The sequence below is a fragment of the Salinicoccus siamensis genome (genome assembly GCF_055391965.1).
This window is the reverse complement of sequence record NZ_AP043765.1, coordinates 1,037,003-1,051,432: the sequence shown is the minus strand read 5'-3', so window position 1 is coordinate 1,051,432 and position 14,430 is coordinate 1,037,003. Positions and strand designations below refer to the sequence as shown.

15 protein-coding genes and 1 riboswitch are annotated in these 14,430 nt (G+C 43.6%); of the genes, 3 read left to right on the top strand and 12 right to left on the bottom strand.

The genetic code is table 11. The features are described 5' to 3' along the window. Window positions 1-95 precede the first annotated feature (95 nt). The gene (brnQ, locus tag ACZ5LF_RS05430; RefSeq protein ID WP_380569455.1) at window positions 96-1,409 is read left to right on the top strand and encodes a branched-chain amino acid transport system II carrier protein; all 1,314 of its coding nucleotides are present in this window, start codon (window positions 96-98) and stop codon (window positions 1,407-1,409) included. Between the two features lie 51 nt (window positions 1,410-1,460). On the opposite strand, the gene ACZ5LF_RS05425 is transcribed toward brnQ, so the two are convergent. From ACZ5LF_RS05425 to ACZ5LF_RS05415, 3 genes are read right to left on the bottom strand one after another with little or no spacing between them, the layout of a single operon-like run. Next, the gene (locus tag ACZ5LF_RS05425; RefSeq protein ID WP_380569624.1) at window positions 1,461-2,645 is read right to left on the bottom strand and encodes a toxic anion resistance protein; all 1,185 of its coding nucleotides are present in this window, start codon (window positions 2,643-2,645) and stop codon (window positions 1,461-1,463) included. Continuing rightward, window positions 2,629-3,357: a 5-bromo-4-chloroindolyl phosphate hydrolysis family protein gene (locus ACZ5LF_RS05420; protein WP_380569454.1), complete on the bottom strand. Its 729-nt coding sequence runs from the start codon at window positions 3,355-3,357 to the stop codon at window positions 2,629-2,631. Before ACZ5LF_RS05420 ends, ACZ5LF_RS05425 begins: the two co-directional genes overlap by 17 nt. 26 nt (window positions 3,358-3,383) lie before the next feature. Then, a complete protein-coding gene (locus ACZ5LF_RS05415; protein WP_380569453.1) occupies window positions 3,384-3,653 on the bottom strand; it encodes an acylphosphatase in 270 nt (89 codons plus the stop codon). A gap of 105 nt (window positions 3,654-3,758) precedes the next feature. On the opposite strand from ACZ5LF_RS05415, the gene ACZ5LF_RS05410 reads away from it, so the two are divergent. Beyond that, the gene (locus tag ACZ5LF_RS05410; protein WP_380569452.1) at window positions 3,759-4,049 is read left to right on the top strand and encodes a DUF1033 family protein; all 291 of its coding nucleotides are present in this window, start codon (window positions 3,759-3,761) and stop codon (window positions 4,047-4,049) included. Window positions 4,050-4,185: 136 nt separating this feature from the next. Further along, window positions 4,186-4,386, top strand: coding sequence for a cold shock protein CspA (cspA, locus tag ACZ5LF_RS05405; protein ID WP_017548994.1), 201 nt, complete (start codon window positions 4,186-4,188; stop codon window positions 4,384-4,386). A gap of 81 nt (window positions 4,387-4,467) precedes the next feature. On the opposite strand, the gene lysA is transcribed toward cspA, so the two are convergent. The 9 genes from lysA to ACZ5LF_RS05360 all read right to left on the bottom strand — a co-directional run bounded on the left by lysA (window position 4,468) and on the right by ACZ5LF_RS05360 (window position 14,428). Then, a complete protein-coding gene (gene lysA, locus ACZ5LF_RS05400) occupies window positions 4,468-5,730 on the bottom strand; it encodes a diaminopimelate decarboxylase (protein WP_380569451.1) in 1,263 nt (420 codons plus the stop codon). Further along, window positions 5,708-6,796 (bottom strand): alanine racemase, encoded by a 1,089-nt coding sequence (locus ACZ5LF_RS05395; protein WP_380569450.1) that lies wholly within the window; start codon window positions 6,794-6,796, stop codon window positions 5,708-5,710. The genes lysA and ACZ5LF_RS05395 overlap by 23 nt, the downstream gene beginning before the upstream one ends. 12 nt (window positions 6,797-6,808) lie before the next feature. Beyond that, on the bottom strand, window positions 6,809-7,945 hold the full coding sequence (locus ACZ5LF_RS05390) for a M20 metallopeptidase family protein (RefSeq protein ID WP_380569449.1): 1,137 nt from the start codon (window positions 7,943-7,945) through the stop codon (window positions 6,809-6,811). Next, on the bottom strand, window positions 7,938-8,654 hold the full coding sequence (dapD, locus tag ACZ5LF_RS05385; protein WP_380569448.1) for a 2,3,4,5-tetrahydropyridine-2,6-dicarboxylate N-acetyltransferase: 717 nt from the start codon (window positions 8,652-8,654) through the stop codon (window positions 7,938-7,940). The genes ACZ5LF_RS05390 and dapD overlap by 8 nt, the downstream gene beginning before the upstream one ends. A 1-nt stretch (window position 8,655) precedes the next feature. After that, window positions 8,656-9,384, bottom strand: coding sequence for a 4-hydroxy-tetrahydrodipicolinate reductase (dapB, locus tag ACZ5LF_RS05380; RefSeq protein ID WP_380569447.1), 729 nt, complete (start codon window positions 9,382-9,384; stop codon window positions 8,656-8,658). Continuing rightward, window positions 9,381-10,277 (bottom strand): 4-hydroxy-tetrahydrodipicolinate synthase, encoded by an 897-nt coding sequence (gene dapA / locus ACZ5LF_RS05375; protein ID WP_380569446.1) that lies wholly within the window; start codon window positions 10,275-10,277, stop codon window positions 9,381-9,383. The genes dapB and dapA overlap by 4 nt, the downstream gene beginning before the upstream one ends. A gap of 1 nt (window position 10,278) precedes the next feature. Further along, window positions 10,279-11,265, bottom strand: a complete 987-nt coding sequence (locus ACZ5LF_RS05370; protein WP_380569445.1) for an aspartate-semialdehyde dehydrogenase — start codon at window positions 11,263-11,265, stop codon at window positions 10,279-10,281. A 17-nt stretch (window positions 11,266-11,282) separates the two neighbouring features. Then, a complete protein-coding gene (locus ACZ5LF_RS05365; RefSeq protein WP_380569444.1) occupies window positions 11,283-12,485 on the bottom strand; it encodes an aspartate kinase in 1,203 nt (400 codons plus the stop codon). Window positions 12,486-12,566: 81 nt separating this feature from the next. Continuing rightward, window positions 12,567-12,743: riboswitch (Lysine riboswitch) on the bottom strand. 80 nt (window positions 12,744-12,823) lie between these two features. Continuing rightward, a complete protein-coding gene (locus ACZ5LF_RS05360; RefSeq protein ID WP_380569443.1) occupies window positions 12,824-14,428 on the bottom strand; it encodes an ABC-F family ATP-binding cassette domain-containing protein in 1,605 nt (534 codons plus the stop codon). Between the last annotated feature and the right edge of the window lie 2 nt (window positions 14,429-14,430).

Sequence of the window (14,430 nt, the reverse complement as noted above, 5' to 3'; positions counted from 1 at the left end):
ATATCTGACAATTTAGAATTTTAATAGACTAAAACAGTTTTATACTGCAAACTAAAGTCTATCATTTATATCAAATTCAATTAGGGGGTCAATAAATGAAGTTTAAAAACAGTCTTATAGTTGGATTTATGTTGTTTGCCATGTTCTTTGGAGCAGGCAACCTTATTTTCCCGCCGGGTCTAGGTTTTCAAAGCGGGGATCTGTTCTGGCTGGCGATTATCGGGTTCGTCATCACTGGGGTAGGATTACCTCTGGTCGGGGTGATTGCAGGCTCAATCTCAAGAGGAGGGTACAGGGAGTCATTGAAAGTGGTTCATCCCGTATTCGCAGTCTTATTTATGGTCGCCATATATTTGGCCATTGGACCTTTCTTTGCCATTCCGAGAACTGCAACAACTGCATATGAAATGGCAGCCGTTCCATTTATCAACGGAGCTGGTGGGGTTAGTCTTCTTATCTTTTCAATCGTCTTTTTCATTATAGTATTCGCCCTCAGCTACAACCCGACAAGTATGGTCGATAATATTGGACGGTTTTTGACGCCGGTATTACTCCTTACCATCGTCGCCCTCATCATCAAGGCTATAATGATGTATACAGGTAATGCTCCGAATCCTTCTGCGGAAGAATTTAATGCCAGTGCACCATTTTCTGTCGGTTTCACGGAAGGCTATCTGACTATGGATGCCATAGCAGCAATAGCATTTTCAGTGATCGTTTTGAATGCCATCAGAGGGCTCGGTATCAACAGCCGAAAAGAATTATTGATAGAAACCGTAAAATCCGCTTCAATCGCAGCTCTGCTGCTCGGAATAATCTATATATCACTCGGTTGGATAGGCAATAGGGTGAATATTGGAGACGAGGTTATAGGTGATCAGAACTTGGGGACATTCATCCTTACGTTCACCGCCAGTGATACTTATGGTGGTTTTGGAGCTGTATTGTTAGGGGTTATTGTACTTGTCGCCTGTTTGACAACTGCAACAGGACTCATTGTTGCGGTCAGTGAATATTTCAACAGTATTTTGCCTAAAATCTCATATGAAACTTTTGTCATCGGTTTCACGTTGTTGTCACTTCTGCTTGCCAACCAAGGATTGAATCAGGTAATACAGACAAGTGTACCTGTTCTTTACATCATCTATCCAGTCGCCATGGCTTCTGTTGCGTTGTTGTTCATAACATACTTTGTTCCGTCACCGAGACTCAGTTTCCAACTGCCGGTTTATCTTATAATCATAACCAGTGTGTTGGCTGTCATTCAACGTAATGGTTGGATGGATATCGGATGGATTGAAAGCATGCCGTTATTTGCAAGTTCATTCGAATGGATTCCAGTAATGATAATCGGCTATATCGTCGGCTATCTGATAGGTCTCAAGAAAGAACGTATATCCTATTCTTAATAAAATTAAAGAATCGGCCGCTATTGGATATCTAATAGCGGCCGATTCTTTTTAATAACGATGTTCATCTTTAAGTTCAAGTAGTCTTGATTTAAGTTCCTCTTCCATATTGACGAGTTCTTTTTCTGCAGCTTGCCTCTTTTGGGAACCTTCCTGTTGTATCCTCAATGTCTCTTCTATGGTGCTGACAAGGTTGTCCTGGGTAGTTTTCAGCGTTTCAATATCTACTATACCACGTTCATTTTCTCTGGCTGTTGTAATCGAGTTCTGCTTAAGCATCTCAGAGTTCTTTGTGAGCAAGTCATTAGTGGTGTTCGAGACAGCTTGTTGAGCCTGGGAGGCTGATTGTTGGCGGAGTAGGGTCAACGCAATCGCCATTTGGTTTTTCCATAGTGGTATGCTAGTTAATATTGAACTTTGTATCTTTTCCGCAAGCGTCTGGTTGATGTTCTGTATCATCCTGATCTGCGGCGCTGACTGCAATGTGATTTGACGCGACAGTTTCAGATCATAAATCCTTTTTTCGAGTCGGTTGATATACTGCATCATGTCATTTACTTCCTGAACGTCCATCTGGTTATCAGAGTTATGTGCCTTGCTCTTTAATTCTGGCAAAGTTTTTTCATTCAGTTCTTCCTTCTTCAATTCTGCAGCCGCAATGTAGATGTTGATCGCGTCAAAATAATCCTTATTCTGATTGTATAATTGATCTAAAGATTGGATATCCTTTATCAGCACTTCCTTGGCATGTTCAAGCTGGATGCTGATCCTGTCTACTTGTGAAGCGACGCTCTGGTGTTTCGATATCAACTCATTCACAGATTTTTTAACTCGTTTGAACAGACGATTGAATATATTCTTTTTCTTATCGGTCAGTTCATCTGGGTTTATTTCCTTGAGTTTCTTCATCAAGTTCTCAAGAGTATCTCCTATCGGGCCGACATCCTTTGACTGTACTTCCGATAACATTTGATGGGAAAACTTTGAAAGGGCCTGTTGGGCATTTGAACCGTATTGGATCAATCCATCATTATCCAGTGGTTCTATTTTATCTTTTATTTCTTCAATTTTCTTAAGGTCTTCTTCACTGAAGCGTTCCTTGTACGTTGTGAGTTGATCCTGTTCCACTGATTCGATGTCTGTGGGTTCTGGCTGTGGCATAATTTCTGTATTCTCATCCACAGATGAAAAAGGATCAGAGAGTAATGATTCCTTCAGATTATTTTCTTCCTTCATCATGTTCACCTCTGTCTTGATATACTGGTTCTTTTTCTTCTTTTTTCAAATTGACTTTTTTCTGTTCCATTTGGTTATCCAGTTTGAGGGTCGTCATCTTTCTTTTTCTGTTCAATTTAATGATATCTTTTTCCACCTCGAGATTTTGGTAGCCTGTGGCATTCATCGCCGATAGATTAGACTGTATGGTACGTTTTAACTCAAAGAGGGAAATCCGGGTTTCATGAAGCTTGATTTTTTCATCCTTTGTCTTTCCAGGCATCTTATATAGAAACAGGTACTGCTCGATAGTGTTAACGGCGGAATCCAGGTTTGAATGGAAGAATTGCTGGATGCTGAAGAAAAGTTTGGGATCATCTTCTACAGCTTGATAGATGGTACGCGAAAGCCTGTTTATATCATATATCAATTTTGCGTCTTTTAGTGTTCTGACATTCTTGTAGCTTTGCCTCAAGCGTTTCATCTTTTCCCTGGCTTCAGACAATTGCTTTTTAACATGTTGATACTCACTTTTCGTGATACCCATCTTTTCCAGTTGTGACCGCATACTTTTCGTCTGGACTGGTAGGTAGGATGAAAAGAACGCCCCAGCCGCAATCATCATATCAAATATAAGATGAATGTCGAAGGCGATCATCGAAAGCATACCGGCAATCAACGCAACCGGTATGGATACCATAGAGGCAACCAAGTGGGAGATATTTTTATTCATAAAAGCAATACACCTTCAGTCGATAACTATTTTGTCGAGAAGTTACTGTAGCTGGAGTCATATGGCATTTTCTTGATTGAATGATCATCAACTTGTGAAGTAGGGGAGGCGCCTTTGATGATTTCTTCAGTAAACTCATCAAGGTCATCTTTTCTACCGGATGCATAGATTTCCACGTAATCTCTTACATTTGCGGCGTACCCGGTTATGCCAAATCGATCGGCGATTCTCTTTGCAGAATACCTGAACCCGACTCCTTGGACTTTTCCAATAACAACAATCATTCTTGTCTCCATTTTATAACACCTCTTATTAATATATTATAGGTTTTTTAGCTTGATAATGCGAATTATACGCGTATATAATACATTTATTACGGTTACCGAATTGGGGTTTTTAAAATGTACGAAGTTGTCATACTAAAGGCGGATTACGAAGGTTGGTGGCTTTTCGAAGGCTGGCAGGAAGAAATAGTGGACCGGTATACGTATGATACAGAGGAAGAAATGGGAAACGGATATACAGATATTATTCAAGATATGAAGAAACACTTCAGCTCATATAAGGTCGGTAAGTATGATATGCATGCCTTTTTCAATGGTTGTGAACTGGAATACTGTGAAGACTGTGATGAAGACCTTCAAATCTTCTATACTCCAATCATGATCAAAGATAATGAAGTAGTCAAATAGGATACTCAGAATATTCTTATGATACAAAAAATATAATAGCATATTGGTTTGCAAAACAAGTTAAAATAGAGTATAATCAATATATCAATAGTCATATGATATTTACTATTGAATATCGTTTTTGGAGGATTTATTAATGAAACAAGGTACAGTAAAATGGTTCAATGCAGAAAAAGGTTTTGGCTTCATCGAAATTGAAGGCGAGAATGACGTATTCGTACACTTCTCTGCAATCAACCAAGAAGGCTACAAATCACTTGAAGAAGGTCAATCAGTAGAATTCGAAGTAGTTGAAGGCGACCGCGGCCCACAAGCTGCTAACGTTGTTAAACTATAATATAAATCAATTTATTTTAAATGGATTTGTATCATCTAAACCCCAAGGCTTTTGCCTTGGGGTTTTTAAATATTAATATATTCAAGTAACATCATTCTCTATCAATTGGGCGAGTGCCTGCCTTTTTATGATTTCACGTATTCCCTCATCCGAAATGAACACCACTGCCGGTTTTCTCATCTGATTATAATTGGAGGCCATTGAATAATGATAGGCTCCTGTAGATTTGACTACAAGCAAATCTCCACGCGTGATATTTTCAGGCAGAGCAATGTCTTTACTGATCACATCCCCTGATTCGCAGAGTTTCCCGACGATATGTGATCTTATTTCTTTTCCTTCCTCTTTTTTGACTGGGAGTACTGTATACTCAGCGCCATATAGTGCTGTACGTAGATGGTCACTCATCCCCCCATCTATGGAAACATACCGGGAGACACCTGGTATTTCTTTGACCACACCTGTTTCGTATAGAGTGGCTCCTGCTTCTGCAACAATTGAACGCCCAGGTTCTATCATGATGTGGGGCAGGGCCATGCTATACTGTCTGCACAGGTTTTTCAATTTGTTGATAATTTCTTCAAAAGCTTCCTCAATCGGAAATCTGTCGTCTTTTTCTGTGTACTTGATGCCGTATCCGCCCCCCATATTCAGTACCTCAATTTGAATGTCAGTTTCTTTCAACCATCTCAACACCATTTCCATGGCATCGATAAACGGCTGTATTTCGGTCAATTGGGACCCAAGATGATAATGTAGACCTTTAAATTCAAGATTGCGGCTATGCTTGATCTCTTTTATAGCCTCTAAGGCAGAGCCATTGGAAATCGATAATCCGAACTTGCTATCCGCCTGGCCAGTCTGTATATATGAATGGGTGTCAACATCAACCCCTGGATTTACCCTCAACAATACTTGGACTGGGTGCTGAGCAATATCATCTATAAGTGCCACCTCGTCAAGGGCATCCACCACAAATAGCCCGACTCCTGCTGAAAGTGCATACTCAATCTCTTCTCGAGTCTTGTTGTTGCCATGAAAGTGTATATCTTCCGCTGGCATTCCACCGGCAAGGGCTGTATAAAGTTCACCTGCCGATACGACATCCATCTTCATGTTCTCTTCCCGCAGAAGACGCACCAACTGGATAGAAGTAAATGCTTTTGAAGCATATGAAATCGAATATCCAATTTCATCCTTCTGGAGGGCGTGGTGATATCTGCGGCAATTTTCCCGTATCTCATCTTCATCATAAATAAATAGGGGGGTACCATATTTATCAGCAACCTCCGATAGAGGATGACCTTTGATCTGAAGCTCATTATCTACATACTCTATCATCATTTAAAATCACCTTTTTTAGAGAATTATAGTTCAGTGCACCGAGCTGTTCTGAATTGGCGCCGACGCCTAAATTGGTATACTCATCTATCCTCATACCGTTGCTGTATAGGACCACCTCATCACCGACTTCAACAATATCATCGACTTCGACTATCATATGGCTCATCATCAAGGCTTTTATCGGAAATCTTCTAGTGCCTATCATACAATCAAAGTCAGCGCGTTTCCTCAGAATTCCGTCGCCGTAGCCGATATCTACAATTGCGATATGTACATCATCCTTCGCCTCATAAACACCCCCGTAACCACACTTCTGTCCTTTTGTAAGCCTCCTTATCTGAATGATTGGTGCTTTCAATGAAAGGCTCTGTACATAGTCATCAGCAGATAAAAGGGAGTAGGGGCGGGATCCATAGAGCGCAATGCCTAGCCTGAGATGGGTGTGGCCTGTAAAAAGGCCGTCACGTGCATAACTGGCACTATTCTGTGCATGAATATATTTGAAATTATGCCCGGTTGAACTGACTTCTGCAAGTACATCCATCCATAATGAACGTTCCAGTTCATAATGATCCATTTTTATTTCATCTGCATAGCCGAAATGCGTCCATATACCTTGGATGTCGATTCCTGGTTCCTGATCACTGAAATATACATCCCGAATCACTTCTTTTATGTCTTCTGCATTTTCAAATCCTGAACGGTTGAATAGACCGGCATATTCTAGGTGGACCTTTACCCCTGACAACCTGTCCTTGTTATCATAATAATATTGCAGGGAGGGGAGCGTGATGTGGATGTCTTTCTCCCTGGCCACCTCAATTTCCTGCACGGGATTCATCAGGAACACCATTGCTTCTTCAGACAACTCCCTGATGGTGAGTGCTTCATCCATCGATGTCGTCGCAAATGCCTTTATCCCCGCTTCAAGGAAAGATTCAACTGTAAATTGAAGACCGTGGTTATACGCATTATTCTTAACGACGGCTATCACATCATTACCGCCTGTCGCTTGCCTGGCTGTCTTTATGAACTGTTTTTGATCTATCGTAACAACACCGCCCATATGGTCACCACCTTAAAGAGTATCATTCAGAAGGGTCATATAATAATCTGCCACTGCCGTCAGTATTTTTTCATCGAAGTCAAAAAGAGGAGTATGAAGACTATTCGTAAATCCTCTATCCTTGTTTCGACAGCCGAAAAACACAAAGTAGCAGGGTGCCAACGCTCTGTAGAAACTGAAATCTTCGCCGAACAAATATGGCTTTTCATTATCGACGACATTTAAATCCAATAGAGATAATGCGCCTTCGACTTGCGGGCGTAATTTGTTTGAATTGATGACTGGTGGATAACCTTCATTGAAAATTACTTCCACTTCTGCGCCAAAAAGATTGCGTGCAGAATTAGCCAATTTCTTCATGCGTAATTTAATCTTTTCAAGATCTTCTGCTTCGTAGGTTCTTATTGTCCCTTCAAGGTAACCTTTTGAAGCCACAGTATTAATTGCTTCGCCTGCTTGCAGATTTCCGATATGGATGATGTTCCGATTGAGTCCATTCAGATGGAAATGCTGAAGTTGGGTGAGCTGGCTGGAGATGCAGAGGAGTGTTTCAATGGCCGATACACCCTCATGCTTTGCAGCGACATGGGCAGAAGAACCTTTTATATAAAAACGGAATTCAGTCGCGCTGGCTGTGATTTCCTCATCCCGGACCACCACCGTCCCTTCGTCTTCCTCAGGCATCATATGGATCCCAAATATCGCCTCAACGTCTCCTGGGTGCCACACATCAAGCAATTGTCTAGCTCCTGCTCCAGTCTCCTCAGAAGGTTGGAAGATACAGATTACATTATGCTTCAAGCTGCCTTTATCCGATAAGGTTTTACAGCGTTCGATAAAAAGCATCATGGCAGCAGTGTGGCCGTCATGACCACACGCATGCATCCTCCCATCGTTCCTGCTGCGGTATTCAACATCATTCTCTTCCTGGATGGGGAGCCCATCTATATCCGCCCTAAACGCGAATGTCCGATCCGAATTACCCCTTACATAGGCGACCACTCCTGTCTTAAGTGGCTGTTCGAACGTGATATCCAAGCTGTTCAGAAACGCAGTTATATATTCAGTCGTCCTGTGTTCTTCAAGGGATAGTTCCGGGAATTGATGGAGCTTACGCCTATATGACCTGACTGCTTCCAATTCAGTCATTGAGTTTCCTCAGAGCTGAGACGATTTCCCTTTTTGACCCCTCCACATCTTCTGCCTGTTTAATGACTTTAGCAGGCGTGCCGGCCACAACTGCACCTTCGGGAACATCATCAGTGACGATCGCACCGGCTGCCACGATCGCACCTTTCCCAACCCTGACACCTTCTAATATGACCGCGTTGGCACCGATCAGGACTTCATCCTCTATGACGACGGGCGATGCGCTCGGCGGTTCTATGACACCTGCAAGTACGGCGCCTGCGCCTACATGTACATTTCTGCCTGTGTAGGCACGGCCTCCCAGAGTAGCATTCATATCGATCATGGTGCCTTCACCGACAACCGCCCCTATATTTATGGTGGCACCCATCATCACTACTGCACCATCTTCAATTACAGCATTTTCACGAATGAAGGCGCCGGGTTCGATACGTGCATTCGTTTCGGACAAGTCCTTCAAAGGAATGGCTGAATTCCTTCTATCCATCTCAATTTCAATGTCATTGATTCTGTTTGAATGCGTTTCCTCAAACACTTTCCAATCTGCAAGGTCAGTGAATATCGTTTTTGAGGCATCACTTCCGAACACTTTGAACGAATCGGGGAATTCCACACCTTCGAAATGACCATTTACATATACTTTTACAGGTGTGGTTTTATGCGCATCGCTTATATATTGTATGATTTCCTCTGCTGAAAAATTCCTCATTTTATCTCTCCTCGAATAGGTTGTTATAGTCGTAGAATCCTTTTGGACGATGTACCAATTCTGCCGCTGCTTTTAGAGCCCCATTTGAAAATATTTCTTTGGACTGTGCCTGATGGGTGATTTCTATCACTTCATCATCTTTCGCAAAGATGACATCATGTGTGCCGACGATCGAACCACCACGGATGGCGCTCACGCCAATCTCATCACTGCTCCTTTTTTCGTTAGTGTTCGACCGGTCATATACGGGATAACTGCCACGACGATGGTCGAGGGCGGTATCGAGAAGTTTGACAAGCGTACCGCTTGGGGCATCCACTTTTTTATTGTGATGCCGCTCAACCATCTCCAGATCGAATTCTTCCAGCAGTCCGAGCGCCTTCTTCAGGAGGCTGTTCATGACATGGACCCCGTAGCTCATGTTTGCACTGAAGAATATTGGCGCTTCACGACTTTTGTCTTTCAGCTTTGAAATGACCGCTTCCTTTTCTCCGGTAGTCGCCACCACAAGGGGAGTGGCCACTTCATTTTCCAGAAGGCGTAATATTAGAGCGGGGTGGGAAAAATCAATCGCCACGTCTGCCTGGGCGTCATCTATATTTTGAAATGTGGGGTAGGGGGAGTGGTTATCGCCATTTACTATGACCCCCACCACTTCATGTCCTCCTTCTTCTGCCAGACGTGCCGTAATTTTGTTCATGGTGCCGTAGCCGACCAGCAGTATCCTCATAGGACGATGCCCTCCTTATAGTTCTTCAACGTTCGTAACGCATGCCCCAGTGCTGCACCTTCCAAAGGGACCAGGGGCAACCTGAATTCATTCAATCCAAAACCGAGAGCGCTTGTCATCGCCTTGATCGGCATCGGGTTGACATCCACCTGTGCTGCTTCGATTAAAGGCATCAGCTGTTGAAACTTTGCCTCGGAGTCCGGCTTGTGCTCTTTAATCGATCCGTATATATCCTGCATTTCTCCCGGGATGACATTTCCTACCACTGAAATCAACCCTTTGCCGCCAATCGAACAAAATCGATGCATGTTGTCATCATTACCGCTGTAGAGACTAAAGTTTTCGTCCCCAGTCAACTCGAGTAGCTGCTTTGTATATTCCAAGTTGCCGGTTGCGTCCTTCAGGGCGATGATGTTGGGATGCTTACTGAGTGCGTAAACCGTCTCTGCTTCTATGGTCATGGCAGTACGGGAGGGCACATTGTAGAGGACCACTGGCAAGTTGGTGGAATCCGCTACCTTGATAAAATGCTGGTAGAGTCCCTTCTGATTCGTCTTATTGTAGTAGGGGGTTATCAGCATGATGCCGTCCGCCCCTACATTTTCTGCGAATTTGGACATCTCCACGGTTGATTGTGTCGCGTTTGTCCCTGTGCCGGCAATGACGGGGATTCTACCCGCCACCTTGGTCACTGCCGCTTCAATCAGCAACTTGGCTTCTTTCATGGATAAGGTCGGGGATTCTCCCGTAGTACCGTTTACTATGAGCGCTTGGGCGTTATTCTTGATCAAGTATTCTATATGATCGGAAAATGCCTCAAAATCTATCTCATCACTGCTGAATGGGGTTGTAATCGCAACTCCGACTCCTTCAAAAATCAAACGACTATCCATATCATCCACGCTCCATTTCCATCATCATTTTTAAAATCTGTACCGAGTTCTGCGCGGCTCCCTTTAGAAGGTTGTCTGCTGTACACCATATATGGAATGTATTATCCAACGATTCATCTTTACGGACCCTGCCGACGAACACTTGCGATTTGCCGGTGCTTGCCAGCGGAGTAGGGTACTGGTTGCTGCTCGGATCATCAATTATGCTGATGTGGGGCAATCCTTTGAACGCTTCCCTGATGTCTTCGACAGTCGCCTGAGCCTCAAGTGTGACGTTAATCTGGACGCTGTGGCTGTTTGAAACAGGGACCCTCACACATGTAGCAGTTACAGGAAGTTCAGGCTGGCCTAATATCTTACGTGTTTCTGAAATCATCTTATGTTCTTCCTTTGTATAGCCATCTTCCAGAAAGACATCGATATGGGGGAGGACATTATCATGGATCGGGTGGGGATAAGTGGTTGGAGACGCACCTTTTGCACCTTCTTCCAAATCACGCAATCCGCCACTTCCGGAACCGGACACTGCCTGATAGGTAGTGTAGTCGACTCTGATTAAACCGAACTTTTCCTTCAAAGGGGCGAGCACAACCACGGACTGGATTGTGGAACAGTTCGGGTTTGCTATTATCCTGCGCTTCAGTTTTGGCGAATTGATTTCCGGCACTATAAGATCAACGTCCTCATACATCCGCCAATGGCTGGAGTTGTCTATTATGATGGCGCCATTCTCTTCAAACACTGGCGCATAATGCTCACTTGTCGTCCCTCCTGCACTCATAATGACATAATCAAATTTTTCATCCGCTGATTCCTCAGTCAATGCTTGGACTGTGTACAACTTATTATGGACTTCGATTTGTCTACCTGCAGAACGCGGAGAAGAGAACAACATGAGTTCTTCCGGTTCTATTTCATACCTCTCGAACATTTCAATCATCTTATCTCCAACGACGCCTGTCGCCCCCACAATTGCAACCTTAACCATCTAAAAAACCTCCAAAATTATATGTTGAATTTTTCGGCGAGCACTTCGACTGCCTGAGTCTCGTTCTTCTTGTCGATCACATAGGAAATGCTGATTTCCGAAGTGGTCGTCTGATAAAAAGGTATACCCGATTGATGCAATGCGATAAATGCCTTGGAAGCAACACCTGTCATATCCCGCATGCCTGAACCAATGATTGAAACTTTAGCCCGATCCGTTCTGACCTCCGTCACGATTTCCCCATGCATCTCTTCAATCAACTCAAGTATTTCATGAAGCTGGAGGGAATCAGTCCCCTTTACCGTAAATGAAAGTTGAAAGCCTCCACTGTTGATGACTTGCGATATCATATCGATATTGACTTCATGACTATCAAATTGATTGAACATATCGAATATAAGCGTAGAGTCCTGTTCGGGTTCGTAAAGGGTGACATGCATCATGCTGCTGTCTAGGGCGATGCCCGTCACTGCCTTACGTTCAATGATCTCTGTCTCTTGCATAACCCATGTTCCTTTCTTTTCTGATGATGTCTGCCCCAGATAGAGGGGGATGGAATGGTTTTTGGCAATCTCTATGCAGCGTGTTTCAAGAACGCCTGCACCAAGTGCACTCATCTCCATCATCTCATCGTAGTTGATTTCATAGATTCTGCCTGCTGCACTGTAGAGTCGGGGGTCTGTTGCATAGAGGCCCTCTACATCCGTATATATCTCACAAGGTATATTGCATCGTGCAGCCAAGGCGACAGCTGTAGTGTCCGAGCCCCCGCGTCCCAGCGTTGTTATTTCTCCATCGCCGTTAATGCCTTGGAATCCTGCTATTACAACAACATCATATAATGCCAGGCTAGACTCTATGGCCTCCTGATCGATGCTCGCAATCCGGCTCTTCATATGGCCGCCAAACGTCTTTATCCCTGCCTGATAGCCAGTCATCGCTTTAGTGCGCACCCCTAGATTTTCAAGGATGATCGACAGGTAGGAGATGGTCTGCTGTTCGCCCGTCGTCAAAAGAAGCGCGACGTGATCTTCTTTGGGAGTAGAGGAGAGGGTGTTGATGTTTGTCAACAACTCATCGGTCGTCCTTCCCATGGCGCTTACCACCACTATCAGTTTTTCTCCAGATTGCACCCTTTCCTGCAATTGTTCTGCTACACTTCTGATCCTATCGAAACCACCAACTGATGAACCACCGAACTTCAAAACTTTAGCGTCCATATGTCCTCCTGTCACTGGGAGCACACACCAGAAATAATAAAAAAACAAGCCTGGCAGAATGCCAGACTTGTCTTATCCATATACAAGTGATGCACTCCATTATTAAAAAATAATGACAGACCCGTAGCTCTTAACCTCCGGATCCAATAGCAGACTGCTGCAACAGTATACTATTTCGGCATCGCACCCTTTCACCAGCTTAAAGTTCGCAGACTTCAACAAGTGGCTACTCATGATTGATGCGCCTCATCCAAACATATTTTATTTGTAGATATGATTATACATAGACAGCCAATATAAGTAAACTGTTTTTTGTATTTTTTAAAATTATCTCTCAATTAAGATTTTATGAGACCTTTATCTTTCAAGTATTCCTCATAGCTTGATTCTTTGACGATTGCACCTTTATCCTGCAGGTCAATCACTTTATTGGTGATGGTGTTAATGAATTCGAAGTCGTGTGAAGTGAATATAATAGAACCTTTGAAATCTTTCAACCCATCATTCACAGCTGTAATGCTTTCAAGATCCAAGTGGTTTGTCGGCTCGTCAAGAAGGACCACGTTGGCTTTCGATAACATCATCTTAGAGAGCATGGCACGAACTTTTTCTCCCCCTGAAAGGACATTTGCTTTCTTCTTAGCTTCTTCACCACTGAAAAGCATACGGCCTAAAAATCCACGGAGGAAAGTTTCTGTCTGCTCCTCTGGAGGTGCATATTGACGCAACCAATCCACCAAGTTTGTATTCACGCCTTCAAAATAAGCTGAATTGTCTTTTGGCATATAGCTTTGACTTGTTGTCACGCCCCATCTAACTTCTCCTTCATCAGGTGTGATTTCACCAGCCAATATGCGGAGGAAAGTAGTGCGGGCAATTTCGGATGAACCGATTAAAACTGCCTTATCGTAAGGGTCGAGCGTCAAATTGATGTCATCCAACACCTTGACGCCATCGACGCTATGGCTAAGCCCTTTAATGTAGAGGAGGTCATTGCCGATTTCACGTTCTGGTGTAAACTTGACGAATGGATATTTTCTTGACGATGGCTTGATGTCATCCAATTCGATTTTTTCCAAGGTCTTCTTACGGCTTGTCGCCTGCTTGGACTTGGAGGCGTTGGCACTGAAACGTGCAACGAAATCTTTCAATTCTTTGATTTTCTCTTCTTTTTTCTTATTCTGGTCCTGTGCCATTTGCTGGGCGAGTTGACTGGATTGGTACCAGAAATCATAGTTGCCCACATAAAGCTCAATCTTACCAAAGTCAAGGTCCGCAATATGGGTACATACATTATTAAGGAATCGACGGTCGTGGGAAACCACGATAACAGTATTATCAAAATTGATGAGGAACTCCTCAAGCCACTGGATCGCTTCTATATCGAGGCCGTTGGTCGGCTCATCGAGAAGTAGGACATCCGGGTCGCCGAACAGGCTTTGGGCCAGCAGGACCTTGACTTTCTGATTATTTTCGAGCTCGGACATATTCTTATCGACCAAGTCAGATTTTATACCCAGTCCATGGAGCAGGCTTTCAGCATCAGCTTCAGCTGTCCATCCACCCATCTCGCCATATTCGCCTTCAAGCTCGGCTGCACGTATGCCATCTTCATCAGAAAAGTCCGGTTTCATGTAGATTTCGTTCTTTTCATTCATTATGTCCCAAAGTTTCGAGTGTCCCATCATGACGACATCCAATACACGCTGATCTTCATAACCGAAATGGTCCTGTTTCAATACAGCGAGACGCTCGTCTTTCCCCAGGCTCACATGACCAGTCTGAGCTTCTATTTCTCCTGAGAGGATCTTCAGGAATGTTGATTTGCCGGCGCCATTCGCCCCAATGAGACCATAGCAATTTCCTGGTGTGAATTTTATGTTTACGTCTTCGAATAGTTTGCGGTCACCAAACCTGAGACTTACGTCTGTTACCTGTAGCATAG

Coding starts and splice junctions, on each gene's coding strand:
- ACZ5LF_RS05390 (WP_380569449.1), bottom strand. CDS start 7,945: ATGACTGAATTGGAAGCAGTCAGGTCATATAGGCGTAAGCTCCATCAA.
- lysA (WP_380569451.1), bottom strand. CDS start 5,730: ATGATGATAGAGTATGTAGATAATGAGCTTCAGATCAAAGGTCATCCT.
- ACZ5LF_RS05415 (WP_380569453.1), bottom strand. CDS start 3,653: ATGGAGACAAGAATGATTGTTGTTATTGGAAAAGTCCAAGGAGTCGGG.
- ACZ5LF_RS05420 (WP_380569454.1), bottom strand. CDS start 3,357: ATGAATAAAAATATCTCCCACTTGGTTGCCTCTATGGTATCCATACCG.
- dapD (WP_380569448.1), bottom strand. CDS start 8,654: ATGAGGAATTTTTCAGCAGAGGAAATCATACAATATATAAGCGATGCG.
- cspA (WP_017548994.1), top strand. CDS start 4,186: ATGAAACAAGGTACAGTAAAATGGTTCAATGCAGAAAAAGGTTTTGGC.
- ACZ5LF_RS05425 (WP_380569624.1), bottom strand. CDS start 2,645: ATGAAGGAAGAAAATAATCTGAAGGAATCATTACTCTCTGATCCTTTT.
- dapB (WP_380569447.1), bottom strand. CDS start 9,384: ATGAGGATACTGCTGGTCGGCTACGGCACCATGAACAAAATTACGGCA.
- ACZ5LF_RS05360 (WP_380569443.1), bottom strand. CDS start 14,428: ATGCTACAGGTAACAGACGTAAGTCTCAGGTTTGGTGACCGCAAACTA.
- dapA (WP_380569446.1), bottom strand. CDS start 10,277: ATGGATAGTCGTTTGATTTTTGAAGGAGTCGGAGTTGCGATTACAACC.
- brnQ (WP_380569455.1), top strand. CDS start 96: ATGAAGTTTAAAAACAGTCTTATAGTTGGATTTATGTTGTTTGCCATG.
- ACZ5LF_RS05395 (WP_380569450.1), bottom strand. CDS start 6,796: ATGGGCGGTGTTGTTACGATAGATCAAAAACAGTTCATAAAGACAGCC.
- ACZ5LF_RS05365 (WP_380569444.1), bottom strand. CDS start 12,485: ATGGACGCTAAAGTTTTGAAGTTCGGTGGTTCATCAGTTGGTGGTTTC.
- ACZ5LF_RS05370 (WP_380569445.1), bottom strand. CDS start 11,265: ATGGTTAAGGTTGCAATTGTGGGGGCGACAGGCGTCGTTGGAGATAAG.
- ACZ5LF_RS05410 (WP_380569452.1), top strand. CDS start 3,759: ATGTACGAAGTTGTCATACTAAAGGCGGATTACGAAGGTTGGTGGCTT.